General features: G+C 68.7%; 20 protein-coding genes and 1 pseudogene. 10 read left to right on the forward strand and 11 right to left on the reverse strand.

Annotated elements, in window-relative coordinates:
* Positions 1-57: 57 nt before the first annotated feature.
* From AC07DC_RS15400 to AC07DC_RS15425, 6 genes are all read right to left on the reverse strand, one after another.
* On the reverse strand, positions 58-2571 hold the full coding sequence (locus tag AC07DC_RS15400; RefSeq protein WP_478914884.1) for a collagenase: 2514 nt from the start codon (positions 2569-2571) through the stop codon (positions 58-60).
* 389 nt (positions 2572-2960) lie between these two features.
* Positions 2961-3626 carry a class I SAM-dependent methyltransferase gene (locus AC07DC_RS15405; protein ID WP_478914885.1) on the reverse strand — a complete coding sequence of 222 codons (666 nt, stop codon included), beginning with the start codon at positions 3624-3626 and terminating at the stop codon, positions 2961-2963.
* A gap of 181 nt (positions 3627-3807) precedes the next feature.
* Entirely contained in the window at positions 3808-4665 is an 858-nt protein-coding gene (locus AC07DC_RS15410) for a class I SAM-dependent methyltransferase (protein WP_478914886.1), read from the reverse strand.
* 27 nt (positions 4666-4692) lie between these two features.
* Positions 4693-5037, reverse strand: a complete 345-nt coding sequence (locus AC07DC_RS15415; RefSeq protein ID WP_478914887.1) for a VOC family protein — start codon at positions 5035-5037, stop codon at positions 4693-4695.
* A 1-nt stretch (position 5038) separates the two neighbouring features.
* Positions 5039-5218, reverse strand: a complete 180-nt coding sequence (locus AC07DC_RS15420; protein WP_478914888.1) for a ribbon-helix-helix domain-containing protein — start codon at positions 5216-5218, stop codon at positions 5039-5041.
* Positions 5219-5318: 100 nt separating this feature from the next.
* On the reverse strand, positions 5319-6236 hold the full coding sequence (locus tag AC07DC_RS15425) for a helix-turn-helix domain-containing protein (RefSeq protein WP_478914889.1): 918 nt from the start codon (positions 6234-6236) through the stop codon (positions 5319-5321).
* Between the two features lie 196 nt (positions 6237-6432).
* Between AC07DC_RS15425 and AC07DC_RS15430 the strand changes: the two genes are divergently transcribed.
* Complete coding sequence (locus AC07DC_RS15430; protein WP_478914890.1) at positions 6433-7011, forward strand: SRPBCC family protein; 579 nt, start codon at positions 6433-6435, stop codon at positions 7009-7011.
* A 37-nt stretch (positions 7012-7048) separates the two neighbouring features.
* Here AC07DC_RS15430 and AC07DC_RS15435 read toward each other — a convergent pair whose 3' ends face one another.
* Positions 7049-8809 (reverse strand): hypothetical protein, encoded by a 1761-nt coding sequence (locus tag AC07DC_RS15435; protein ID WP_478914891.1) that lies wholly within the window; start codon positions 8807-8809, stop codon positions 7049-7051.
* Positions 8810-9410: 601 nt separating this feature from the next.
* Between AC07DC_RS15435 and AC07DC_RS15440 the strand changes: the two genes are divergently transcribed.
* The 5 genes from AC07DC_RS15440 to AC07DC_RS15460 all read left to right on the forward strand — a co-directional run bounded on the left by AC07DC_RS15440 (position 9411) and on the right by AC07DC_RS15460 (position 13818).
* On the forward strand, positions 9411-9566 hold the full coding sequence (locus AC07DC_RS15440; RefSeq protein ID WP_478914892.1) for a hypothetical protein: 156 nt from the start codon (positions 9411-9413) through the stop codon (positions 9564-9566).
* 181 nt (positions 9567-9747) lie between these two features.
* The gene (argG, locus tag AC07DC_RS15445) at positions 9748-11193 is read left to right on the forward strand and encodes an argininosuccinate synthase (protein WP_478914893.1); all 1446 of its coding nucleotides are present in this window, start codon (positions 9748-9750) and stop codon (positions 11191-11193) included.
* Between the two features lie 299 nt (positions 11194-11492).
* Entirely contained in the window at positions 11493-12260 is a 768-nt protein-coding gene (locus AC07DC_RS15450; protein WP_478914894.1) for an alpha/beta hydrolase family protein, read from the forward strand.
* Between the two features lie 201 nt (positions 12261-12461).
* A complete protein-coding gene (locus AC07DC_RS15455) occupies positions 12462-12935 on the forward strand; it encodes a carboxymuconolactone decarboxylase family protein (protein ID WP_478914895.1) in 474 nt (157 codons plus the stop codon).
* A 349-nt stretch (positions 12936-13284) separates the two neighbouring features.
* Positions 13285-13818: a tetratricopeptide repeat protein gene (locus AC07DC_RS15460; RefSeq protein ID WP_478914896.1), complete on the forward strand. Its 534-nt coding sequence runs from the start codon at positions 13285-13287 to the stop codon at positions 13816-13818.
* 1 nt (position 13819) lies between these two features.
* Here AC07DC_RS15460 and AC07DC_RS15465 read toward each other — a convergent pair.
* Positions 13820-14113, reverse strand: a pseudogene (locus tag AC07DC_RS15465) (transposase); the annotation flags it as partial.
* Between the two features lie 673 nt (positions 14114-14786).
* Between AC07DC_RS15465 and AC07DC_RS15470 the strand changes: the two are divergent.
* The 3 genes from AC07DC_RS15470 to AC07DC_RS15480 all read left to right on the forward strand — a co-directional run bounded on the left by AC07DC_RS15470 (position 14787) and on the right by AC07DC_RS15480 (position 18299).
* Entirely contained in the window at positions 14787-15749 is a 963-nt protein-coding gene (locus AC07DC_RS15470) for an SMP-30/gluconolactonase/LRE family protein (protein ID WP_478914897.1), read from the forward strand.
* Between the two features lie 569 nt (positions 15750-16318).
* The gene (locus tag AC07DC_RS15475) at positions 16319-17125 is read left to right on the forward strand and encodes a maleate cis-trans isomerase family protein (protein ID WP_478914898.1); all 807 of its coding nucleotides are present in this window, start codon (positions 16319-16321) and stop codon (positions 17123-17125) included.
* 388 nt (positions 17126-17513) lie between these two features.
* A complete protein-coding gene (locus tag AC07DC_RS15480) occupies positions 17514-18299 on the forward strand; it encodes an SDR family NAD(P)-dependent oxidoreductase (protein WP_478914899.1) in 786 nt (261 codons plus the stop codon).
* 187 nt (positions 18300-18486) lie between these two features.
* Here the strand turns inward: AC07DC_RS15480 and AC07DC_RS15485 are convergent, their stop codons facing one another.
* The gene (locus AC07DC_RS15485) at positions 18487-19023 is read right to left on the reverse strand and encodes a pyridoxamine 5'-phosphate oxidase family protein (protein ID WP_478914900.1); all 537 of its coding nucleotides are present in this window, start codon (positions 19021-19023) and stop codon (positions 18487-18489) included.
* Between the two features lie 136 nt (positions 19024-19159).
* Positions 19160-20167, reverse strand: a complete 1008-nt coding sequence (locus AC07DC_RS15490) for a sigma-70 family RNA polymerase sigma factor (RefSeq protein WP_478914901.1) — start codon at positions 20165-20167, stop codon at positions 19160-19162.
* A 170-nt stretch (positions 20168-20337) separates the two neighbouring features.
* Here AC07DC_RS15490 and AC07DC_RS15495 point away from each other — a divergent pair, with 170 nt between their 5' ends.
* A complete protein-coding gene (locus AC07DC_RS15495) occupies positions 20338-20916 on the forward strand; it encodes a dihydrofolate reductase family protein (protein ID WP_478914902.1) in 579 nt (192 codons plus the stop codon).
* Between the two features lie 635 nt (positions 20917-21551).
* Here the strand turns inward: AC07DC_RS15495 and AC07DC_RS15500 are convergent.
* Positions 21552-22484: an SDR family oxidoreductase gene (locus AC07DC_RS15500; RefSeq protein ID WP_478914903.1), complete on the reverse strand. Its 933-nt coding sequence runs from the start codon at positions 22482-22484 to the stop codon at positions 21552-21554.
* Positions 22485-22513: the final 29 nt, after the last annotated feature.

Genomic DNA, 22513 nt, shown 5'->3' on the forward strand with positions numbered 1-22513 from the left:
GCGGTCTGGACCGCTGCCCGCAGATGTCGCCACCCCAACGCGGGGGAGCGGACGGGGTCAGTACTTGGTGGTGACCGTTACACCGTTGAAGGCGGTCCTCGCGTACAGGCTGAGGTACCGGTACCCGGCGGTGGTGTTGGTGACGGTGATGCTCTCAGCGTTCCCGGCGTTGGTCGAGCGAGCCGAGTAGGCCGTGGTGGTCGCCCACCCGTTGGGGTTGTAGTAGAGGTCGGCATTGCCGGTGCCGCCGGTCGTTGTGATGTTCAGCGTCGTGGTCCCGGCCGGCAGGTAGAGGTACAGGTAGTCCAGGTTGCCCGCCGTGGCCGACCGGCCGGAGCGGGAGCAGTTCTTGCCCATGAGGCGGAGGTCGGCGCCCGCGCAGGTCGGCAGGGCGCCGCTGACGGTGACGGACTTGGCGGTGGTGGAGGTCAGGCCCTTGGCGTCGGTGACGGTCAGGGTGATCGTGTACGTGCCGGCGGCGGTGTAGGTCTTGGAGGGGTTGGTGGCCGTGGAGGTGGTGCCGTCGCCGAGGTTCCACGAGCGTGCGGTGATGGTGCTTCCGGTGTCGGTGGACCTGTCCGTCAGGTTCACCGTCAGGCCGGAGACAGCGGCGTCGAAGGCCGCGGTCGGTCCGCTGCTCGATCCGCCGCAGGCACCGGCCGCGCAGGCGTCGAGCCAGGTGTTGAAGTCTGCGTCGTAGCGGGTGCCGATGCCGGTGCTGTAGACCGCGTAGGCGCCGTTGTAGTCGCCGGTGCGGAACTTGGCGAGCATGTTCTGGACGTCGGCGGGGTGCTTCTCGATCATGTACCGGACGGCCAGGTAGCCCCACGGGTAGGTGCGGTCCAGGCTGCTGTTGTCGTAGGTGCTCTGCCAGAGCGTGCTCAGTGGGAAGGTGTGCTGTCCTGCATCGGCTATCGCCTCGGTGTCGGGGATGTTGCGGTAGCTGTAGGAGACGTACTCGGCGAAGCCCTCGATCCACCAGATGTCCGGGACGCCCTGTCCGGCGGTGAAGTCGCCGTACATGTCGTAGCGTCCGTCGAGGTAGTGCGTGTATTCGTGGTTGAGGTTCCAGATGTCCCCGGGGAAGCCGTCGTTGACGCTCTTCACGTAGGACAGGAACCGGGCCTGGTTGCCCGGAGTGGCGGGGTCGCCCTCCAGGTACTCGCCTCCGTTGTCGGTGCTGTTGCCGAAGATCCAGCCCGAGTAGACCTGGTAGTCCTTGGGACTCGCGAACGTCACGATCTGGATGTTCGTGTTGTTGTCGTTGGCGACCGGGCCGCTGTCCTTGACGATGCCGTGGAAGTAGGCGTCCTGGCCCTTGAGGCTGGTGCACGCGGCGGTCAGGGCGGCGTTGGTCAGGGACTGGGCGCGGAAGGTGTGCCCGGCGTCGCACGGGTACGTGATCGGCAGCGATGCGGTGGTCAGTTGGGCCGTGAAGTTGCACGTGCCGTAGTACGAACACTGGGCCTGGTCGTGGGCATCGGTCATGCCGCCGACCCCGACCCACAGCGGTGCGGTCGTTCCGGTGATCGCCGAGGCGCCCAGCAGGCCCTTCGCCAGCGGCCGTACCTTGGCCTGGAGCGCGGGAGTGTCGAGGAAGCGCGCCATCTCGGTGCCGGCGTTGGCGTCCAGCCAGAACCAGCTGCCGTTCAGTATGTCCCGGTGGTTCAGCGCGAACGCGCTCAGCGTGTCGATGATGCTCGGGTCGGCGGTGACCGCGCTGATGTACGCGGGGTTCCAGTGCCCGCGGAAGATCGGGGTGAACACGTCGTTGACGGCCGCGTCCATGCTCCAGTAGGCGTCGTAGGAGCTGTTGTAGGCGTTGAGCACCCTCTTGTAGGTGCTCAGGTAGCGGCCCTGCTCGTTGGCACTGTCCGTCAGGATCAGCACCTCGCCCAGGACATCGCCGTTGGCCGAGCTGACGTCCAGGAAGTGGGGGGACGCCACGAAGGTGTCCAGCGCACCCTCGGAGGCTGCGGCCAGGGTCGGGCCGTAGGGTCCGACGTCGGACGAGTGGTACGACTGCACGTAGTACCCGGCGCGCAGGAACAGCACGAGCTGCCACACGCTGCTCGAGTTGTCACCGGGATAGGTCCGCGCCGTGTTCTGGAAGGCGTTGGCGATGGTGACCATCTGCGCTTCGCGGAAGGCGTTGCGGGCGTTGGTACCGGTGAGGGCGAACAGGGTGTTGATGCAGTCCATGGTCGAGGCCTGGACGAACGCCACCAGCGCGGATCCGGAGCGGCTGCCGAAGTCGGCCGGCGTGCAGGACGCCGCCGCAACGCTCGTTCTCCCCTTCGGTGGGGCCTTCGACGGGGCCTGCGAGGGCACCGGGCTCTGCGGCGGAAGGTGGGCTGCGTCGATCGTGTGGCGCTGGACGTCGGCGCGGTCCGACACGTCGGCGCTCGAGCCGAACGGCGGTGGCACCTTCGCGGACTGCGTGGCCGGTCCTTGCCGGGTGGCCGCTGCTGCGGCTCGGCCCGGATGGACCAGCATGCCTATGCCCAGGCACAGTGCGAGGGCAAGTATCAGGAATCCGGTGAGACTTCGTCGTAACGGTTGGGTGTTCACGTGCCGCCTCCCAGCGGTGTGAAGGCCGCGCTGAAGTGCACGGCGAGGGGGGAAACCGCGGGCCTCGCTGTGTCATTTGTCATGGACACAGCTCGCGCGCAATAACATTGCACATGTCACATCGCAGGAGAAGAGGTAAGGGTAAATCCAAGGCAATTTCTGGGGTCGCAGGGCTGAAGCGGAGCCGCGGGGCGGGGCTCCCCCGAGCTCGGCTTCACCATCGACGTCGCTGTCCACCGGCAGCACCTGCCAGCCGGCGACGGGATGACCTACGCCGGGCGCGTCAGCTCACGCGCCGCGGCAGAGCAGACCAGGGCCCTCGGTGTGACCTTCAAGGCAGGACGAAGAGGCGCCGACAAGGAGGTCCGCCGGCATGACCGAGGTGGTGGTCAGCGGGACTTGGTCTGAGTGACGCGCCACAGGCGGCGGGGCAGGTCGCCCTCCTCGAAGGGGTGGACCTCGGCCAGGTTCCAGCCGTCGGAGAGGGCATCGACCAGATCGCGGGGGAAGAAGTGGACCGCGAAGCCGCCGTGCTCCCAGATGTCGTCGCCGTGTCCGATGCCGGCCCCGTAGTGGGCATCGCCAGTGTGGCGCACGGTGTAGACGAAGGTGCCGCCCGGCCGCAGGACCCGCTCGACCTCGGCCACCAGGGCGTGGATCTTCCTCGTGGACAGCGCCATGCACAGCAGCATGTGCGCGAAGACGGCGTCGGCGCAGGCGTCGGCGAGCGGCAGTGGCTCGCGGACGTCGTACACCGCCGTGGTGACCCTAACGCCCAGGTCCTCGGCCGTCGCCACCTCGCGCAACTGCCCAAGGCCCGTCGGGCTGAAGTCGGTTGCGAGCACCGTGAAGCCGGAGCGGGCGAAGAACAGCGCGTCGCGGCCGTGCCCGGCACCAAGCTCCAGCACGTCGCTCGCGCCCGCGGCGCGGAAGGTCTCGGCGGCATGGACGGCCGGATCCGAGGGCTGGTCCCCGTACATGCCCGGGTTGGTGCCGTAGGTCTGCTGCCAGTGCCGGCGCTGGGCCTTCGCCAGCTCCTGGTCGCCGTCTCGCACATCCGCTCCCGGTCGTTCCCGGCCCGGGCCGCGCCAGGACTTCCGCCAGCCTATGCGTCCCCGGACCGGGACCGCCCCCGCAGCACCGGTGCCCCGCCGCCGGACATTGCACCGGCTGCTCGACCACTCCCGAGAGGGTCGCGGCGGGACGGCGCCTGCCGGGCGGCGGAGCCGAGGGCGGTCAGGTGGTCGCCACCAACAGCTCCTCCCCGATCGATGTGCGCAGGCCATCCGGCCGGCCCGTGAAGTACCGCTGGTTGAGCAGAGGTGCCGATACGTGCCTGGCTTCCGCGAATCCGGCCTCGCGCGCCAGCGCCAGCATCTCCTGCGGCGCGTAGAAACTGATGAACGGTGTGCCGGCCGCTCTGGCCCCCATCTCCGCAGCCTGGAATCCGGGGCGCTTCTCCTCATCGAGGAGCTCCGACGGCAGCTGGAACGTCATGGCCAGCGTGGAGCCTGGGGCAAGCGACGCGAGTTGGCGCAGCGTGGCCGCGTTCGCCTCCTTGGTCAGGTACAGGGCGACGCCGGTGGACGCCACCACCGCGGGCTGGCTCGCGTCGAAGCCGGCAGCCGTCAGCTGATCCCACCACGACCCGCCCGCCTCGAAGTCGACCGGCACCAGTCGCAGCCACTCGGGGACGCCGAAGCCGAGCTCGGCCAGGCGCCGGCGCTTCCAGGCTTGGGGAGCGGGCTGGTCGACCTCGAACACCCGCAAGCGGGAGGCAATCTCCGGCCTGCGCTGGGCGAAGGTGTCCAGACCGGCTCCCAGAATGATGTACTGGCCGACGCCCCGGCCGGCCTGTTCGACGACCAGGTCCTCGATGAAGCGGGCGCGGGCCACGATCGCCGCCCGGAACCAGCTGGTCCCGCGCGGGTCCATGTCCCCGCGGTGCCGCCAGTCGTCGTCGGGGTCGGCCAGCCGCAAGCCGATCTCGTCCTCGAGCACATGGGGCGGCGGGTCCACCTGGACGTGCAGGGCCCGCCACAGGGCCACCCGTACCGCCGTGCTGTCCGGCGCGGCGGTCAGTTCGTCAGCCATGACGCACTCCCTCTCCGGTTCCCGTGATCATTGCTTTACCGGGGCCTGCAGGCTCCACAGCCGCCCGTCGGGGTCACGGACGGTCATCTCCCTGGTCCCGAAGTGGGTGTCCTCGAACGGGGTGACCACCTCAACACCGGGGGAGGGTCGGAAGGCATCCGCGTCGGGCACCTTCAGTACGAGCCGCGTCTGGGGCTCCTTGTCCGCGGGGACCTCGGCGATGAACAGGTAGGGGCCGTCGCCGTTGCGGAGCAGACCGGAGTTGTGATCTGTCGCGAAGTCCAACTCGTACCCCAGCTCCTGGAAGAACTTCGCCGACTTCCCCCAGTTGTGGGTCTCCAGGAACACGGCCTCGATGCCTTCGGTCGTCATGTCAGGTCTCCTTGTCGGACGGTCGCTCTTGCTTCGGGCGGGGGTCATCGAGGTAGGCGCGCAGCGCCTCGGCAACCAGCGCCGACAGCGACTGCTCCGACTCGATGGCGCGGTGTTTGACCTGCTTGATCAATCCGATGGGCAGGTACACGTTGAACTGCTTCACATCCTCGTCTCCCACGCGAGCATGCTAGCAAACTAACTCACTAGATTGCTGGCATTTCCGGGAGGTGGATCGCGGCCGGGCGAGCGTGTCCCGCGGGGACCGACGGGCCAGTGGGCTAGCGGGCCTCCGCCGAAGCACCCGGTGCCGGTGCGTGGGCAGGCGCGTGGGTAGGTCCGTGAGCGGGTGTGGTGGCCTGTGCGAGCAGGGCCAGTGCGGACTGTGATGCGGATCCGGCCTCCGCGGTGGCCAGGACGAGATGCTGTCCCTCTCCCTGGCGAGTGGCCAGGGCCTGCTGGGTGACGGTCAGTGTGCCGACCAGCGGATGGCGCATCTCGTACTCGGCGACATCACAGGCCTGCACCCGGTGGTCGGCCCACATCGACACGAATTCAGGGCTGTTCATCGCCAGTTCCCCGATCAGCGCCCCGAGGGCGGCGTCATCGGGGCGCAGGCCGGCCGCCAGTCGCAGGTTTCCCACCACCGCCCGTGCCTTGCCGGGCCAATCCCCATACAGCGCACGGATGTGAGCGTCGAGGAAGACCAGCCTGGTCATGTTCGGGCGATCAGCCGACCGGTGGACGCTGTCCGGATCCAGGTGTCCGGCGAACAACGCGTGCCCCATTCGGTTCCAGGCCAACACGTCACTGCTTCGACCGAGCACGATCGCGGGCACATCCCCCAATGCGGCCACCAGCTGGCTGGTCGCCGCCGTCACCCGCTCGGGCACCGGTCTGCCGGGGCGGCCGCGCCGTGTCCGAGCCCGGGCCAGGCCATGCAGGTGAGCCCGCTCGGCCTCGTCCAGACGCAGGGCCCGGGCGATCCCGTCCAACACCTCGGGGGAGGCGTTGAGGGACTGTCCCTGCTCGAGCCGGGTGTAGTACGAGCTGCTCACTCCTGCCAGCAGGGCCAGTTCCTCGCGCCGCAGCCCCGGCACCCGACGCCGCTCCCCGTAGGTCGACAGCCCCACGTCCTGGGGTCGCAACTGGGATCGGCGGGTGTGCAGGAAGTTGCCGAGGTCCTCTCGTCCGCTCATGGAAGCGAGTATGCAGTGCCCCACGCGCCCCAGCCTGACCGTGCCATGGGTAGGCACCAACGGGTCTGGCCGACCACCGGGCCGGCGGTGAGGGTGGAGCTTCCTCTCCCCAGGGCGCCGGCGTTGCTGCCCGGCAGCTCCGAGGCGGGGAAGTCACCAGGAATGCACAGCCACGCCCGACCCGGGAGAGAAGAAGATGAGCACGATGAACACCATGGCCAACGACCAGGAGACCCTCGACACGGCCGAGTTCGTCTTCACCCGACGTGCCTGGGTCGCCGCCCCGCCCGCCGTGGTCTACGACCTGGTCAGTGACGTGTCGATGGTCGGCCACTGGAGTCCCAACGCCAGCGAGATCACCTACGACGAGGACGCTGGGCCTCGCGTCGGTGCCTGGTTCAGCGGCCGCAACCGTAAGGCGGACAGGGAATGGACCACCCGCTCCCAGGTGGTCGAAGCCCAGCCGGGTGCGAGCTTCGCCTTCGTCGTCGGCGGCGCCGAGGACGGCATCGTCCACTGGCGATGGGGCATGCAGGCCCACGGAGGCGGCACCGTGGTCACCCAGTCGTGGTCGCTGCTGCGCGCCGACCCGGTCCTGGGCACCACCCGGGGCGAACTCGCCGCACTGCGCGACTACATGACCGACAGCGTCGAGGCCACCCTTGTCGCCCTTGCCCGTTGGATCGACGAAAACCCCTCCGCCGTCAGTGCCGCCGCCGGTGCCGTCAGTGCCACCGACGCTGCCGTCAGTGCCACCGTCGCCGGTGCCCTCTGATGCGGCCGCTGACAGCGTGGCGGTACGAACGGCGGAATCACCCGCTGCGGCGCCAGATGATCAGGCCGCGCTGAGGGATCACCACCGCGACATGCCAGCCCACGGGAGCCTTCGGCCAGCTGTCCGCAGCGGGGGCGGATGCCCGGCGGACGGTCATCGCGGCGACGTTCGCGCCGTCCGGCGGGGTGTCGGGACCGTCAAGGTCGCGCGACCAGACCCGGCCGTCGAGAACCATGTACGCCATCGTCTGCCGGGTGCGCCATCCCACGCTGTAGTCCATGACCAGCCGGTCGTCCTGCCGGATCCCCGCCTGCTTCATGAAGCCGGTGGCGTCCGGGTACCCGTGTGCGGTGGTCGGCCGGGAAACGTGCTGGGTGATCGTCACCGTCGCCCATCCGGCGAACAGCGTCAGCGCCACGCCGACGCCGATCATCGCCCTGGCGGGCCGCCGACTGCCGAGCAGCCCTCTCAGCAGGACCGTGGCGGTGAAGGCCACCAGGGCTGCCACGGTCGTCAGCATCACGGAGGAGACGCCCCAGTTGCCCGACCAGCGACTCGACAGGAAGGTACTGTCCGGAAGGGCCCAGAGAATGAAGTTCAACCGTTGGAAGCGTCCCGCCGCGAGGACCACCAGAGCCCCGGCGAGCGCCACGGTCAGCGCGATCGCCGCCATCCCGGCCCGAACCAGCGCTCGGCGCCCGTTGATCCGGTGGAGGGCAACCGTCCCGGCCAGGAACAGCGCGGGAACCAGCGGCGACAGATAGCGGGCATTGACGATCGTGTCGATACGGCGGTCGGCGGGCAGCGCCGCCGCAGCCGCCAGCGAAACCCCGAGCAACAATGTCACCGCCAGGAAAGCGACGACGCGGTCCGCGCGCGGCGCCTTGGCGCTGACCAGGCAGGCGCAGCAGACCATCAGGCCCAGTGCGCCCATGCCCCACGTCGAGGTGACGAAGTACCAGATGTGGCCGATCCATCGCATGATCGTGCGCTGGTACAGATCCGGGGTGCGGAGTGTCGCCCATACGGCGTTTCCCACCTGGCTGGGGTGGGTGCCGTCGAGGTGGGCCAGGAGCCAACGGGCCAACTCCCGCTCCACGGCGAACATGAGCGCAACGGCCGTCAGCGCTGCGGCGGTCGCCGGGCGCGGCGCCCACTCCCGTACGAAGGCCACCAGCAGCACCAGGCACGTCAGCGCGACGACCACACCGCCACGATCGTGGACCATCATGCTGAATCCGGCCGCGCTGCCCGCCAGGATCCCAAATCCGCACCTGCGGCGGAAGGAACCCTCCGACAGCAGACCGTGAACGCCGATCAGCCAGGTCAGAACCAGCGCCGGGAGCGGGGTGTCGGCCAGCGCGAACTGCGAGTAGAAGACCACCGGAGGCAGCACCACCACCGCTGTCGCCAAGGCGTACGACACCGGACGCGGCACATCCAGCCGCCGCAGCGCGACATAGGCGAGCGGCAGCACCAGGCAGCTCAGCAGCGCGTTGATCCCCAGGATGAGGTGGTACGCCTGGACGGGATCGTGTGCCATCCGCAGCGCCGGCGAGATCAACAACGGGTACCCGCCGGGGATCACCATGTCACCGGGGATCTCGGTCGAAGAACGACCCGCCAGGAGCCGCGCCAGAACGAGGTACATCTGCTCGTCGGGGCCCACCACCGGATAGTTCTGCCCGGCGACCAGTGACAGCCGAAAGACCACCTGCCCCACGTAGCCGACCGCGACAGCGACCGGCCAGAACCAGCGCGTCCCCACCCATCGTGCAAGCCGGTTGGTGGTACCCATCCCCATCCCCGTTGACGGTTTCTGAGATCCCGGGTCCGGCCCCGCAGGCGAAGTGGCGACGGCGCTTCGCAATGGCATGGACGATTGCCTTTCCCTGACGCGAGTACTGGGCAGCTCTCTTCACGAGCCAACGGGAGTAGAGGGAGTTGAAGGCGTGGCAGGCTCGCGCCGAAGACGGATGACCTCCCATCCGACGGCCGGCCGCCGCGGGAGGAGGTGCAAGAGCAAGCGCGGCTGACGACCGCAGGTCACCACCCCTGGCACCTCGACACCATCGGCAAGTCTAGGAGTCAACGGTGGCTCAAGAACGACCTCTTCGCCGGAGACCCACCCTCGAGCGAAGAACGTTTGTTTCCTGTTCACTTGGCGCTAAGAATGCCGATCCTGGGCTTCAGCGGCCCGCACGAAATGTAGCGGGCTTCCGCAGCACGGCCGTCGTCGTGGCCGTCCGACTGTGACCCGGAGGGGAATGCCGCGCGTCGCAGCATCGCCATTCCAGCTTCACGCGAGCGGCCGGCTCGGTCACCGGGGGACGCGACGACACTGGCGCCTTCCTGACAGTAGATCTTCTGCTGGTGTTCACCCCGGGTGCGGACTGGGCGTGCGCGATTGCGCTGCCGTCTACCTCACCGCCGCCGTACGGGCACGCACCGTATTGAAGACCCGCCCGTCAGCGGCCTGTGCCGTCACCCGTGTCTCCGGTGCCATGATGATCGTCGTCGGCGGGTCGCTGCTCGCTGAGCGCCTGAGCGCCTGAGCGCCTGAGCGACGCCTCCCGGAGCCGCCGGCCCCGCCGATCGAGCGTCTGCAGCGCTCGGCCTGTTCCGCTGCTGACTGCGCCGACCGGCGACGTCGCCCATCAGAGGTCCACCCAACCTCGACCCGGCGGAACGGGGCCCGACGTTGCATGTTCATGCGTGATTATGCATAATCTTCCTATGTCTAAGGTTCTCAGCTCCCTTCCCGCCGGCGAGCGCGTCGGTATCGCCTTCTCGGGCGGCCTCGATACCTCGGTCGCGGTCGCGTGGATGCGCGACAAGGGCGCCAGCCCGTGCACCTACACCGCCGACATCGGCCAGTACGACGAGCCCGACATCGCCTCGGTGCCCGGCCGTGCGAAGATCTACGGCGCCGAGATCGCCCGTCTGGTCGACTGCCGCGCGGCGCTGGTCGAGGAGGGCCTGGCCGCGCTCACCTGCGGGGCGTTCCACATCCGCTCGGGCGGGCGTGCCTACTTCAACACCACGCCGCTCGGCCGTGCCGTCACGGGTACCCTCCTGGTCCGGGCGATGCTCGAGGACAACGTACAGATCTGGGGCGACGGCTCGACGTTCAAGGGCAACGACATCGAGCGGTTCTACCGGTACGGCCTGCTCGCCAACCCGCACCTGCGGATCTACAAGCCGTGGCTCGACGCGGACTTCGTGACCGAGCTCGGCGGCCGCAAGGAAATGTCGGAGTGGCTCCTCGCCCACGACCTGCCCTACCGCGACAGCACCGAGAAGGCGTACTCCACCGACGCCAACATCTGGGGTGCCACCCACGAGGCCAAGACTCTGGAGCACCTGGACACCGGTGTGGAGAGCGTGGAGCCGATCATGGGCGTGCGGTTCTGGGACCCCTCGGTCGAGATCGCCACCGAGGACGTCACGATCGGCTTCGACCAGGGCCGCCCGGTGACGATCAACGGCAGGAAGTTCACCACCCCCGTCGACCTGGTGATGGAGGCGAACACCATCGGCGGCCGGCACGGCATGGGCATGTCCGACCAGATCGAGAACCGGATCATCGAGGCCAAGAGCCGCGGTATCTACGAGGCGCCCGGCCTGGCCCTGCTGCACGCCGCCTACGAGCGCCTGGTCAACGCGATCCACAACGAGGACACCCTCGCCCAGTACCACAACGAGGGACGGCGCCTGGGCCGGCTGATGTACGAGGGCCGCTGGCTGGACCCGCAGGCGCTGATGGTTCGTGAGTCGCTGCAGCGCTGGGTCGGCGCGGCCGTCACCGGCGAGGTGACGCTGCGGCTGCGGCGCGGTGAGGACTACTCGATCCTCAACACCACGGGCCCGGCGTTCAGTTACCACCCGGACAAGCTGTCCATGGAGCGCACCGAGGACTCGGCATTCGGCCCGGTGGACCGGATCGGCCAGCTCACCATGCGCAACCTCGACATCGCCGACTCGCGCGCCAAGCTGGAGCAGTACGCCGCGCTCGGCCTGATCGGCACCGCCAATCCCGCCATCGGTGCCGCCCAGGCGGCAGCGACCGGGCTGATCGGCACCATGCCGGAGGGCGGCGCCGAGGCCATCGCCTCCCGCGGCGACGTCTCCGATGACGACGAGATGCTGGACCGCGCCGCGATGGAGTTCGGCACGGACTGACCCCCAGCCCCGGCGAGCGGTCTGCTCGCCACCCCGAGAGGGATGCACCACGGAAAGGCCGGCCCGGCGCGATTGCGTCGAGCCGGCCTTTCCGATACCCGGCGAACCTGCCTGGGAAAAGGGGTTGGGCGGGATGACGTTCGGCCGGTAGCGTTCGGGGGCCGAGACATCACGCGAGGAGGTGGGACCCATGAACGCGGTATCTGTATGGGTGCTCCCCTCTTTGTCACGGTCGGGCGATTGACGTAGGTGTCCCGGGAGCGCCTCGACAACAAGGCACTCCCGAAAGGCAACACCTCATGCACTCTCTGCAGTTCACCGCCGAGTCGTCGTCCAGCGGCATTCTCGAACGCGACTTCATCGTCGGCGAGGTCCCCGGCGTTCTCTGGTCTCCGGTCTCCAGCGCGGCCGATCGCGCGCCCCTGGTGCTGATGGCTCACGGCGGCGGCAACCACAAGAAGCATCCGGCGATGTCCGGCCGCGCCCGTCTCCTCGTGAACGACTGCGGCTTCCACGTCGCCGTCATCGACGCACCTGGTCACGGCGACCGGCCGCGCACGGCGCACGACGAAGCGGAAATCGCCGAGCTGTTCCGGGCGCGGGCGGCCGGCGAGCCGGAAGGCCCGATCGTCGTGCGCTACAACGACCACCTGGCGCAACTCGCCGTCCCCGAGTACCGGGCGACCCTGGACGCCCTCCAGGAACTCCCGGAGATCGGCACCGACGGGCCGGTCGGCTTCTGGGGCATCAATATGGGCACCGCGATCGGAATCCCGTTCGTGGCGATCGAACCCAGGATCACGGCCGCGGTCTTCGGTCAGCACTGGCCCGATGTCCTGGCCGAGCAGGCGAAGCGGATCACCGTACCGATCGAGTTCGACCTGCAGTGGGACGACGAGCACATCTCGCGCGAGGAGGGTCTCGCGCTGTTCGACGCCTTCGCCTCGAAGGAGAAGTCGCTGCACGTGAACTCGGGCAAGCACAAGGAACTGCCCAGGTTCGAGGCCGACAGTGCGGTCCGCTTCTTCGCCCGGCACCTCGGCCGACCGATCACCTCGCCGGCCTGACATGCGCGGTTGCCGCGTCCGGCTCGCCAGCCGGGCGCCGCCCCTCGGAGCCCGTGGTTGGCCGGCTCGGCGCGGACCCCGCCGGTCGGCTTCCTGCCCCGGTGCGGCAGGGGAGACGCACGTCACATTCGTTCCTGTCACATCTGGCCGGGCTGATCGGTCAATGAGTTGTAAGCACCAGCAACGACATAGGAGCTCATCATGGATGCTCGCTTGAACATTTTCGGCAACCCGGTCGGCAGCAAGTTCCTGAGGTACATCAACTCGGCGGGCAAGGCGGTGTCGGACTCGACGCTGCCGGCCGCGACGCAGGAACTGGTGAAGATCCGTGCGAGTCAGATCAATGGCTGCGGTTTCTGCACCGACATGCACACCAAGGACGCCACGCACGCAGGAGAGACCTCGACGCGCCTCAACCTGATCGCGGCCTGGAGGGAGGCCCAGGTGTTCACCGACGCCGAGCGCGCTGCCCTGGAGCTGACGGAGCAGGGCACCCGGATCGCCGACGCGGCCGGTGGTGTCACGAATGAGGCGTGGGCGAATGCTGCCAAGTACTACGACGAGGACCAGCTCGCCGCGCTGGTGTCCCTCATCGCCCTCATCAACGCCTACAACCGGGTGAACGTCATCGTTCAGCAGCCCGCCGGCGACTACCAGCCCGGCCAGTTCGGATGACGAGGAGCAGTATCTGAGTGCGACCGCCGGTGCTTTCTCTCGCCGGCGGCAGCACGACGCCCCGAGCCCCCTCATCGAGGGCTCGGGGCGTCGTGCTGCCGGACCAAGGCCGACTTCCTACGAGAGTGTGTTCCCCTGCCATGAGGACGCGCATCAGCTTGACGAAGGATGGCGAGTCGTATCGAACGCGGCTCACCCCCTCCCAGTCGGACGCGATGGTAGAAGCACTGCTCCTGCCTCGTGAACTCGGCGTAAAACTCGGGGGATTGAGAGCTCGCGCGGAATGGTCCGGCGGTGAGGCATAGGCGGCGCTTGGCCGATCGGGCACGGTGTGCCACCGTAGAGCGACATGAACGATGATCACGAGAGGGCCGCGGCGCTGGCGCGAGCGGTTCAGTTGCGGGAACGGGGTCAGGCTGGGCAGGCCCGGGCAGAACTGGTGGAGCTGGCCGGGCGGTATCCCGAGGATGCCGAGATCGCCTACCAGACCGCTTGGGCACACGATGTTCTCGGCTTGGAGCGCGAGGCTGTGCCGTTCTATGAGCGGGCCCTGGGCGGTGTGGGCCTGTCTCCGGAGGATCGTCACGGAGCTTTCCTCGGGCTGGGGAGCACTCACCGGGTCCGGGGCTCCTACAGGGAGGCCGTGCAGACCCTGCGGCAAGGACTCGATGAGTTCCCGGACGATCCTGCACTGCGGGCTTTCCTGGCTATGGCGCTGTACAACGAGGGTGAAGGCCGCGAGGCGGTGCGGCTGCTGCTGAAGACGCTGGCCATCACCAGCAGCGACCGTCGGGTGCAGGACTATCGGCGGGCGATCGAGCACTACGCCGATGATCTGGACGGCGTGCAGCAGACGAACGAGGAGTCGCAGGAGAAGAGTTGAGTCACCGGCGGCGGCGCGGGCGGGCGTCCCAGCGGTGAGTGGTCCCCGCCCGTCGGATCAGACTTCGGACGGTGACGACGGTGTCGGCGAGGTCAAAGAAGGCGTTGATCACCATGGTGCGGCGTTCGTAGCAGCGGGCCAGGCGGCGGTAGGCGTTCTGCCAGGCGTGGGTGCGTTCGACGTGCCAGCGCCGGCCGGCCTGGATCGGTGCCTTCTCGCCCTTGTGGGCGATCTGTCCGTGCAGTGCTCGCCGGTCCAGTTCGGTGCGGGTGCCAGCGGAGTCGTAACCGGCCTTCCATAGCGGTTCGGTCAGCCATGATGGCAGCGCAGGCACAGGTCTCCTTGATGATCACGAGCGTCGCAACTCCATGATCACTGAACCTGTGCCTGCCTCATCTGCCACCCCGCCGCACGCCAATCCGCGCGACCTCTGAGTCTCGTCCACGCGGTATCGGACGCGACCGCGCCGCAGTAACCGACAGGCGAGTGGCCTCTCCAGGAGGAGAGGCCACTCGCACAGCTGAATTCCACCGTCGGCCCGCCGGACCACTCCGGCGGGCCGACGTCGTATATCGATCCGGTCGGCGCCTGTCACATGTCCGATGCTTCGCGTACGCAATGCACCGGGATGCGCAGCACAACTCTGTCGTCCAGGTGAGGCCGCCCCGTGAGGCGTGTCAGGAGGCCCTCGCCTTCGAGTGTGGGCGACGACGGCACATGCAGCCTGCCCCCACCAGGCATAGGCAGAGCCGGGGCTGGTTGCCCACCGCCGACCGCACCCACAGTGAGGCCACAAGCAAAGCCGGGCCGGATACCTCCGATCCAGGGCGCTGACGTCCAAGAGAACGATCCATGCCGCTCAGTCCCGGCGCGGCCGGCGGCACCATCGCCTCCGGACTCCGGGGGCCGCCATGCCAAGACGACGACTGACCGGCACCGCACCACCATCCACGACCCAAGGAAGAAACGTGTCGAAGAAGTTCGCAAGGAACATGTTGGTCGCCGCCGTTGCGGTGGCCTCCCTCACCGTCGGCTGGCCGGGCTCGGCAACGGCTGCCACAGCACCGCTGTCACACGCACACATCGCTGAGCACTTCGACCTGGCCGGCGGCCAGATGCCGGAGAACATCGTCTGGGAACCGAACGGCAGCATCGACCTGACCTTCTCAGCCGCCCGCCAGATCGCCCAGGTCACCCGCGACGGATCGGTCCGCGTGTTGGCGACCCTGCCCGCACCGGCCGACGGAGGCGTGCACACCCCGGCTCTTGGCTTCCCCCTGGTCACCGGCCTGGTCAGGGACGCGCACGGCACGCTGTACTTCCTGTACGCCACCGGCACCGGTGACCTCACCGGCGTCTGGCGGCTCACCCCCGGCGGCGCGCCCGAGCGGATCGCCGCGCTGCCCGCTGACGGCCTCCCCAACGGCCTGGCCCTGGACGCCCGCCGGCTCTACATCACCGACTCGGTCCGTGGCGTCATCTGGCGCGTATCGACCAGCGGCGGCAAGGCGACGGTCTGGGCATCCGGCCCAGAGCTCGCCTCGGCCGGCTTCCTCGGCGCCAACGGCCTGAAGGTGCACAACGGCGCCGTCTGGGCATCCAACATGGACAAGGGAACCGTGCTCCGTTTCCCGCTGGAGAAGAACGGCGCAGCCGGTCGTGCCGAGATCAGGGCCGACCAGCTGCCCGGCATCGACGACTTCGCCTTCATCGGCCGCAGTGACCGGATCCTCGCAGCCCTCGACCAGTCCGAACAGGTCGCCCTGGTGGAGCCCGACGGCACCCACACCATCGTGCTCAGCGCCCAGGACGGCCTGCAGAATCCCACGGCCGTCGCCGTGCGCGGCAACACCATGTACGTAACCTCGGCCGCCTACCTCACCCAGCGGGACCCCAACCTCCTCACCGCCCGCATTCAGCCGCGCTGCTGACAAGCCATCACATTTGGGGCCCGGCGCGGTTGCCGGGCCCCGCTACCCACTGCTCCGCCGGTCTCCGTTGCGGGGCATTTACAGGGACCGTGGTGAGGTTGGGTGTGAAACCTTGTGGACCAGTGCTTCGTGGCCGTGATCGACTGCGGTCATGAGCTTGTCAGTGGTGCCGTTGCCTGCGCGTCGTGATCTGTGGCGGATCGTGGCCAGGCTCGATGAAGAGTTCGAGCAACGGACCTTGCCGGATCCCTTTGCGTCCTCGCAGAGGCGTAGTGCGTGGTGGCACCGGCGTCTGACCAGGCCGTAGCCGTTGGGCGGGTCAACGGATTGGGCGCTTCCTGCCGCTGAAGCAAGGTCTGCGGCGGGCCGGCTCACTCGCCGGGGCCCGGCCCACCCTGCCGCGGGTGTTCGCGCGGGGTGGCCGTGGCTGTTGCCTGCGGGGGGGTGGTGTTCGCCGTGTTCGGGCCTCCGGGGCGGGTGGGGCTCTGCCGGGCGCCAGGCGTCGCGCACAGGGCGTAGAGCGCACAGAATGGGACGTGAGGCAGTCCGTCGCTTGAGGAGCGAGTGCAATGTGGCGACCCGATGGCTGGGACGTACGGGTGCGCCTCGGCGTACTCACACCACACGCCGACGTGGGACCGGAGTCGGAACTGCGCGCCATGGCCCCGCCTGACGTGGGCATCCACGCCGCTCGAGTGGCGTTCGGCGCGATGCGGCAGGGCGGCGCCATGGACCCCACGATCCCGCTTGCCCCGGTCCGGGCCTTCGCCGGTCCGCCCTACGTCGACGACGCAACCGAGCAGCTCGCCGCCGCGCCCGTTGCTGCGATCGCTTTCGCCTTCACCAGTTCCGCGTACGTCATCGGTGCGCACGGCGAAGCAGCGATGCTCAAACGCCTGTCGGCTCGTGCCCACGGACTGCCGGTGGTCGCCACCTGCGCCGCGACTGTCGACGCGCTGCATACCGTGGGCGCCACGCGCCTCGGCCTGATCGATCCACCGTGGTTCGACACCGGGCTCAACGACCTCGGCCGGACCTACTACCAGGACGCCGGATTCGACGTAGTGTTCTCCGCCCCCTGCGCGCTCCCCAGCGGGCAGACGCTCATCCAGCCGGGCGACCTGCACGACTGGGCGGCCGAACACGTCCCCGAGGATGCCGAGGCCGTCGTCATCGGAGGCAACGGCTTCCGCGCCGTCGGCGCGATCGAAAGTCTCGAGATCACACTCGGCCGTCCTGTACTGACCGCGAATCAGGTACTGCTGTGGTCGGCCCTCCGCGCGGCCCGCGCGAACACCACCGAAATCACTGGCTACGGACAGCTCTTCGCCCTCGACGCGCTCCCGCCTGTCCAAGCGCCGGTCGCAGCACCGTGATGCTCGATCCAGCAGGCGATCGTTATCGGTAAGCACTGGAGTGGGGCGCGGCTAAGCATGGAGGGCGCCAGGGCGGCATTCGAGACGCCTGGTCCAGCCTGCGGACGGGGGTGGGAGATCGGGTGGACCCTCAATCCGTTGCGGAATGCACTGCACGAGGTACTCCTGCAGCTCGAATGGGCCAGGAATCATCGAATATCGGGAGGCTCCGGCCGACCAGTTCCGCTGCTCGGTGCCGCCGCTCGCGCCCGCGTATCGGTGATCCGGCCGTGTGAGTTCGCTGCCCGTCGGTCCTTTCGTGGACGACCTGTTGATGCGAGTGACCATATGGACGTTCGGAGTTCCCCCCGCGGTTCAGCTCTCGTGCTAACCGGGTAGTGAGCCGCCCATGAGACGTTTCGAGGGGTACGGCGTACTGATCACCGGCGCGGGACGCGGCATTGGCGAGGCCACCGCCCGCCGGCTGGCAGGTGAGGGCGCACAGGTGCTGGTCACCGATCTGGACGAGGACCGCGCCGAAAAGGTGGCGGCCGGCATCCGGGAGTCCGCGGGAGACGCCGTGGCGCTGCCCTGCGACGTGGCGGACCGCGCCCAGGTGGAGGCGGCCGTCGCGTACGCGGTCCAGCGCTTTGGCACGCTCGACGTGCTGGTCAACAACGCCTGCTCCTGCCATCCGGACGCCCCGCTCTTCGAGGACGAGACCGACGAGATCTGGCACCAGGACCTCGACATCACCCTCACCGGCGCCTACCGCTGCGCCCGCGCAGCCCTCCCACATCTCGCGGCCGCCCCCGACCGCAGGGGGGCGATCGTCAGCATCGGATCGGTCAACGGCGAACAGGATTTCGGCAACCACGCCTACAGCGCGGCCAAAGCGGGCCTCGCCAGCCTGACCCGCACCCTCGCGGGCCACGCGGCCCCTCGCGGCGTCCGCGTCAACCTGGTGGTTCCTGGCACGGTGCACACCGACGCGTGGGCGGGGCGCGAGGCCGGACTGGAAGCCCTTGCCGCGCACTATCCGCTCGGCAGGGTCGGCCTGCCCGACGACATCGCGGCAGCGGTCGCGTTCCTGGCCTCCCGAGACGCCTCCTGGATCACGGGCGTGACCCTCCCCGTGGACGGAGGCATCCTGATCGGCCAGCTGGGCGTGCGCCGCGCCCTGGGCGGGGCGTGAGCGTTCGAGCCGTGCCCGTCGGCGGGACCATCGCCGCGTTCAGCCTTTCGCCCAGGAGGCGAAATGGCGGTAGCCGGTGCCACCGATGTGGGTGGGGCTGCGCCCTCGTCGTTGGATGAGCCAGCGACGTGCACCGTCCTAACGCACGTTATGGCACAGCGCGAGTTCTCGACCGCGTCATCGCCCCTCATCGCTCGAAACGCCAGCGGGTTGCGCCCTGCGGCTCTTTGATGCCGAGGCCGACCGCGGTGTGGAAGGTGAAGCGGTACAGGTACCAGGGCGCGGGGCCGGCGCTGGGGGCGCTGTAGGGCGCGGTGAACGCGTCGCCGGCGACCTCGGCCGGCCAGCCGACCGAGGTGCGGTAGCGGGCTGCCAGGCGTTCCAGGGTGGGTGGATCGGTGACCCGGGTCGCTTCGCCGTCCAGCACCAGGTCGAGGTCGCCGAGCCGGACCGCGATGGTGCAGGCCGGGTTGGCGGCGAGATTGCGGGACTTGCGGGTGCCAGGACCGCTGGTGAAGTACAGGTCGCCGTCGTCCCACATGACGCCGACGCCCGCTGTGTGTGGGGCGCCCTTCGGGCCGACCGTACTCAGGAAGTACGGCACGGCGATCACATCGGTCTGTTCGGCGGCGAGCTGATCGCGGGCGCGGCTCCACGGAAAGGTGGCGGTGCCGTAGCCGACGCGGTCGAGGCTGATCGTTTCGTACGGATTCTTGTCGGTCATATCTCATGGGACTGCCGGGGCGCGCGAAACTCATCGGTTGATGGGCCGAACGGCTCAGGACGGCCATTCCGTCAGAAGCTGTCTCTGGACGTTGGTAGCGGCACATCCGCCGGCACGTACACCACGCAGAAGCCGGCTAACGGCTCGGCAGTGATCGCGGCAGCCCGAACCATGGGAGCACGCTGTTGTCGAAGCGGGTCAGGGCGCAGATCCGGTCGCCGGTGAGGGTGAGGACGTAGAGGCCGATGCCGTGGCTGATGCCGTCGGGGGCGCGCAGGTAGGCGCCGAAGGCCGGCTGACCGTTGGCTCGGGTTGGGACGAGGTCGAACCTCCGACCTGCGCCGAAGATGCCGGCGCAGAAGCGGGCCACGAGGTCTCGGCCCTCATATTCGAAGGGCATGGGGGGCATCGACATGAAGACGTCGTCGGTCAGAAGGGCCACCAGCGCGTCGAGATCGGCGGACTCCCACGCGCGGGCGAATTTCTCCACGATCGCACGCTCGGAGGATGAGTCGGAGGCAGGCGGCGGTTCGCGGTCGCCGGGAGTGGGCTGTCGTTGCCGCATGCCGGCGTGCGCTCGTTTCAGGGCGCTCTTGACCGACTCGACGCTCGAGTCCAGCATGTCGGCCACCTCGCTGGTGTGGAAACCGAGGACGTCGCGCAGGATGAGCACGGCGAGCTGGCGAGGCGGCAGGATCTGGAGGGCGGTCACGAAGGCCAGGGAGATGGATTCGGTCTGCTCGTAGCTGGCCTCCGGACCGAGCGGTACGTCGATGGCACCCTCGAGCAGGGCGTCGGGAAATGGCTCGAGCCACACGACTTCGCCGAGCCGGGTCGGCTCGGGCGGTTCAACATTGGGCACGTCCCACTCCTTGGCCGAGCGGCGGCCGGCCGACCGGCGCGCGTTGAGGCAGCGGTTGGTGGCGATCCGGTAGAGCCAGGTGCGCAGCGAGGCGCGTCCCTCGAACCCCGCCAGGCCCTGCCAGGCGGCAAGCAGCGTGTCTTGCAGGGCGTCCTCGGCGTCCTGCAAGGATCCGAGCATCCGGTAGCAGTGCACCTGCAGCTCCCGGCGGTGCGGCTCGGTCAGCTCCCGGAACGCGTCGCCGTCTCCGGCCCGCGCCCGTGAGATCAAGTCGGCTGCCACTTCACCCACCTCTGAGTCACCTTCCTTCCGCTTCTTTCCGCGCCATGGCCCCTTTCCTATATGGACACCGGACAAGGGGCGAACGGGGCGGTTCGCGGCCCGCCACTTTTTCGATGTCGCGGTGTCAATACCAGTGGTAGCTGACGACGCCAAGGAAAGGGTGAACCGAAATGGGAAAGATCGTGATCAGCACGAACGTCTCGCTCGACGGAGTGGTCCAGGACCCCGACGGTGAGGAGGGTTTCAGCTTCGGCGGCTGGTTCGGCCAGTTCGGCGGCGCGGACCTCGAAGAGTGGGCCAAGGTCTCGTTCGACGAGGCGCTGCGTACCGAAGCCCTCCTGCTGGGTCGGCGCAGCGACGCATGGTTCGGGGCACGGTGGGTGTCTCGGAGCGGCGAGTGGGCGGACAGGTTGAACAGCCTGGCCAAGTACGTGGTGTCCTCGACCCTTGAAGATCCCAAATGGACCAATGTGACGGTCCTGAAGGGTGACGTGGTGGACGAGGTCACGAAGCTGAAGGAGGAACTGGACGGAGACATCGTCGTCTACGCCAGCTGTCGGCTGGGGCGAACACTGATCGAGCACGACCTCGTCGACGAGCTGCGGCTGGTTGTCTTCCCCGTCGTGCTCGGGGCCGGCGAGCGACTCTTCGGCGATACGAGCGACAGGAAGCCCATGCGCCTGGTCGACGCCCAGACCATCGGTGACGGCCTCGCCTTCCTCATCTACCAGCCCATCACGCCTACCTAGGCGCCGCGTGGAGGTCGATCGGCGAGCGTCTCCTAGGGGGGCACCGCCGCCCTCCACTCTGTGCGGGACAAGGCCCGGTGCACACGACCCCCTCCGACGGATCGTGCCGGCACCCGCGGGTCCGGGGCGGACCGGCGGCAGGGTTCAGGCGCCGGCCCTTATGCCGCGACGGCCTTGGGCGACGTGGCCGTGGAATTGTCGGCCAATTCCGTCAAGACGCGTAGACGCTGATCTCGATGAGGTTCTGGTCGGGATCCCGGATGTATACGCTGCTGATACTTCCCAGAGCGCCGGTGCGCGGCACTGGTCCCTCTTCGATCGGAACGCCCAACTGGGCGAGTTCGGCGACCACCTGATCCAGGGGCGTGTCCGTGATGAAGCACAGATCGGCGCTTCCCGGCGTAGGCCGCAGCCGGCGGCCACGTCCCACATCCCGCCACAGCGGCCCATCCTGCCCTGGTCGATCGGCTCCACCAGTCGAGACCATCCGCCGATCAACTCACCTCTCTCCCTGACATGTTCGACACCGTAACGTTCGGTACAGCGGTACACCGCGTAATGAGCCTCATTTCAGAATCTTCGAAATCTTGATCATTGGAGTCCTGGATCGGGTCACCGTGCGGGTGGTCAGGTGGTCAGGCGGACGGGGTGGCGAAGTAGTGGCCCTTGTCGAGGTCGTCGATGAGCCCGGGCTGGGTCGGCTGCCATCCCAGCAGTTCACGGGTGTGCGCGCTGGAGCTGGGGCTGTCCATGCCGAGGTAGCCGGCCAGCCAGGTGAAGTGCCCGGCGGCGTCGTCGGTGGAGACCGAGGCCACGGGCAGGCCGAGGTGTCGCCCGATCACCTCGGCGACGGCACGGATCGGCACGCCCTCGTCCGCCACCGCGTGCAGCGTGGAGCCGGCCGGAGCACTCTCCAGCGCCAGGCGGAAGAGGTGCGCGGCGTCGGACCGATGTACGGCGGGCCAGCGGTTGGCGCCGTCGCCGATGTAGCCGGAGACGCCCTTCTCGCGGGCGATGGCGACCACGGTGGCAAGGAAGCCGTGGTCCCCGTCGCCGTACACGGTCGGAGGAAGTCGTACGACTGATGAGCGGACGCCGCGGTCCGCGAGAGCGGCCGTCGCGTGCGCGTTGGCCATCCGCTTGGCGGGGCCGCCGGTCAGGTGGGCGACCGGGCCGGACGCCTGGCCGTCCTGCTCGGTCGCGATCCGCCCCGGCGACAGCCCGAGCGTCCCGGAAGCGATGAGGAACGGGCGGTCCGAGCCGGCGAGCGCCTCGCCGAACGCGTCAATGGCACGCCGGTCCGCTGCGGCGGCTTCCTCGAAGCCGCCGCTGAACGCGATGTCGTGCTTGAAGGCGAGGTGGATCACGCCGTCGGACTCGGCAGCCGCGCTGCGCAGGGTATCGAGGTCATCCAGCGTGCCGCGGCGCACGTCGGCGCCGGCCTCGGTGAGAGCGGTGGCCGAGGCGTCCGAGCGGGCGAGCCCGATGACCTGGTGGCCGGCTCCTATGAGCTCCGGAACCACGGCTGAACCGATCCAGCCGGACGCGCCGGTGATGAAAACACGCATGAGGGGAACCTCCGGGAAAGTCGACCGTC

The sequence above is a fragment of the Streptomyces sp. NPDC045021 genome (genome assembly GCF_056432645.1).

Excerpts from the sequence above, each read along its gene's own strand:
- AC07DC_RS15410 (WP_478914886.1), bottom strand. The coding sequence starts at position 4,665 with ATGGCTGACGAACTGACCGCCGCGCCGGACAGCACGGCGGTACGGGTG.
- AC07DC_RS15415 (WP_478914887.1), bottom strand. The coding sequence starts at position 5,037 with ATGACGACCGAAGGCATCGAGGCCGTGTTCCTGGAGACCCACAACTGG.
- AC07DC_RS15425 (WP_478914889.1), bottom strand. The coding sequence starts at position 6,236 with ATGAGCGGACGAGAGGACCTCGGCAACTTCCTGCACACCCGCCGATCC.
- AC07DC_RS15430 (WP_478914890.1), top strand. The coding sequence starts at position 6,433 with ATGAGCACGATGAACACCATGGCCAACGACCAGGAGACCCTCGACACG.
- AC07DC_RS15435 (WP_478914891.1), bottom strand. The coding sequence starts at position 8,809 with ATGGGTACCACCAACCGGCTTGCACGATGGGTGGGGACGCGCTGGTTC.
- argG (WP_478914893.1), top strand. The coding sequence starts at position 9,748 with ATGTCTAAGGTTCTCAGCTCCCTTCCCGCCGGCGAGCGCGTCGGTATC.
- AC07DC_RS15450 (WP_478914894.1), top strand. The coding sequence starts at position 11,493 with ATGCACTCTCTGCAGTTCACCGCCGAGTCGTCGTCCAGCGGCATTCTC.
- AC07DC_RS15455 (WP_478914895.1), top strand. The coding sequence starts at position 12,462 with ATGGATGCTCGCTTGAACATTTTCGGCAACCCGGTCGGCAGCAAGTTC.
- AC07DC_RS15460 (WP_478914896.1), top strand. The coding sequence starts at position 13,285 with ATGAACGATGATCACGAGAGGGCCGCGGCGCTGGCGCGAGCGGTTCAG.
- AC07DC_RS15475 (WP_478914898.1), top strand. The coding sequence starts at position 16,319 with ATGTGGCGACCCGATGGCTGGGACGTACGGGTGCGCCTCGGCGTACTC.
- AC07DC_RS15480 (WP_478914899.1), top strand. The coding sequence starts at position 17,514 with ATGAGACGTTTCGAGGGGTACGGCGTACTGATCACCGGCGCGGGACGC.
- AC07DC_RS15485 (WP_478914900.1), bottom strand. The coding sequence starts at position 19,023 with ATGACCGACAAGAATCCGTACGAAACGATCAGCCTCGACCGCGTCGGC.
- AC07DC_RS15495 (WP_478914902.1), top strand. The coding sequence starts at position 20,338 with ATGGGAAAGATCGTGATCAGCACGAACGTCTCGCTCGACGGAGTGGTC.
- AC07DC_RS15500 (WP_478914903.1), bottom strand. The coding sequence starts at position 22,484 with ATGCGTGTTTTCATCACCGGCGCGTCCGGCTGGATCGGTTCAGCCGTG.